General features: G+C 71.9%; 2 protein-coding genes. Both read left to right on the top strand.

Features of this window, described 5'->3' with window-relative positions; genetic code table 11:
* Positions 1–648 (top strand): acyl carrier protein (locus ABZW10_RS38670; RefSeq protein WP_355376399.1); only part of this gene is annotated, 648 nt, incomplete at its 5' end.
* 24 nt (positions 649–672) lie between these two features.
* On the top strand, positions 673–1,880 hold a 1,208-nt coding region (locus tag ABZW10_RS38665), incomplete at its 3' end, for a beta-ketoacyl synthase N-terminal-like domain-containing protein (RefSeq protein ID WP_355376397.1).

Below are 1,880 nucleotides of genomic sequence, written 5' to 3'. Positions count from 1 at the left end.
GTCCGCCTCGACCAAGCAGCACTCCGCACACAAGCAAACGCCGGAACACTCCCGACCACGCTCCGCGACATCGTCCGCACTCCGGCACGACGCGCGGGTCGAGCCGGCGGCGCCGGGGAGGCAGAGGCGCTGCGAGGGCAGCTGAGCGGGCTGAGTGCGGCGGATCAGGGCCGCGTCGTCCTGGATCTGGTCCGTACCCACATCGCGGCGGCGCTGGGCCACGAGAAGCCGGGGGCGATCGACGCCGAGCGCGGGCTGATGGACATGGGCTTCGACTCGCTCACGGCGGTCGAGTTGCGCAACCGCCTGTCCGCGGCGACGGGCCTGCGTCTGACGTCCACGCTCGTCTTCGACTACCCGACGCCCGCGGCGATGGCCGAGTACCTGCGGACGGAGCTCGCGCCCTCGACCGCCGCGGACACCTCCGCCGCGCCGGGCGAGGACGAGGCCGCCCTGCGGCGGGCCATCGCCGACGTACCGCTGGCGCGTCTCCGCGAGGCCGGTGTGCTCGAGGTCTTGATGCGCCTGGCCGGCGTACGCGAAGACCCGGCGCCGACACGGGCGGAGAGCGAGCACGCGGCGGACGCGATCAAGAACGCGGACGCCGAGGACCTCATCCGTATCGCCCTTGCCCAGACCGATTCCTGATTCCACTCAAGCGGGGAGCTGACCATGGTTACGGCGTCCGACAAGATCGTTGAGGCACTGCGCGCCTCCTTGCTGGAGAACGAGCGGCTGCGAAATCGCAACCAGCAGCTCGCTGACGCGTCGTCCGAGCCCATTGCGATCGTCGGCATGGCCTGCCGCTACCCGGGCGGTGTCACATCGCCCGAGGAGCTGTGGCAGCTGGTGGCGTCGGGTACGGACGCGATCTCCGGCTTCCCCTCCGGGCGCGGCTGGGACGCGGAAGGCCTGTACGACCCCGACCCCGACGCCGTCGGCAAGTCCTACACCCGTGAGGGCGGCTTCCTGCACGACGCCGACCTCTTCGACGCCGACTTCTTCGGGATCAGCCCGCGCGAGGCCCTCGCCATCGACCCCCAGCAGCGTCTCCTCCTGGAGACCGCCTGGGAGTCGATCGAGTCCGCGGGCATCGCTCCGACCACCCTGCGCGGCAGTCGCACGGGTGTCTTCGCGGCCGTCATGTACGGCGACTACGGCACGCGGCTGTTCCAGAACATCCCCGACGGATTCGAGGGGTACATAGGCACCGGCAGCGCGTTCAGCGTGGCTTCGGGCCGGGTGTCCTACACGCTGGGCCTCGAAGGACCCGCGGTCACGGTCGACACCGCGTGCTCGTCCTCACTCGTGGCCCCGCACCTCGCCGCCCAGGCCCTGCGCAACGGCGAATGCGACCTGGCGCTGGCCGGCGGTGCGACGGTCATGGCCATCCCCACCACCCTCGTCGAGTTCAGCCGCCAGCGCGGGCTGTCCCCCGACGGCCGCTGCAAGGCGTTCGCCTCGGCGGCCGACGGTGTGGGCTGGGGCGAGGGCGCGGGCATGATCCTGCTCGAGCGCCTGTCCGACGCCCAGCGCAACGGCCACCGCGTGCTGGCCGTCATCCGGGGCTCGGCGGTCAACCAGGACGGGAGGAGCAGCCAGCTCAGTGCCCCGAACGGGCCCGCGCAGCAGCGGGTCATCCGCCAGGCGCTCGCCAACGCCCGGCTGACCCCCGCCGACGTGGACGCCGTGGAGGCGCACGGCACGGGCACCAAACTCGGCGACCCGATCGAGGCCCAGGCCCTGCTCGCCACCTACGGCAAGGACCGCCCCGCCGACCAGCCCCTGTGGCTCGGCTCGCTGAAGTCGAACATCGGACACGCCCAGGCCGCGGCCGGTGTCGGTGGTGTCATCAAGATGGTCCAGGCGATGCAGCACGG

Origin of the sequence: Kitasatospora sp. NPDC004723, assembly GCF_040609255.1 — a bacterium.
GTDB lineage: Bacteria > Actinomycetota > Actinomycetes > Streptomycetales > Streptomycetaceae > Kitasatospora.
This window is presented reverse-complemented; position numbering and strand designations above follow the sequence as displayed.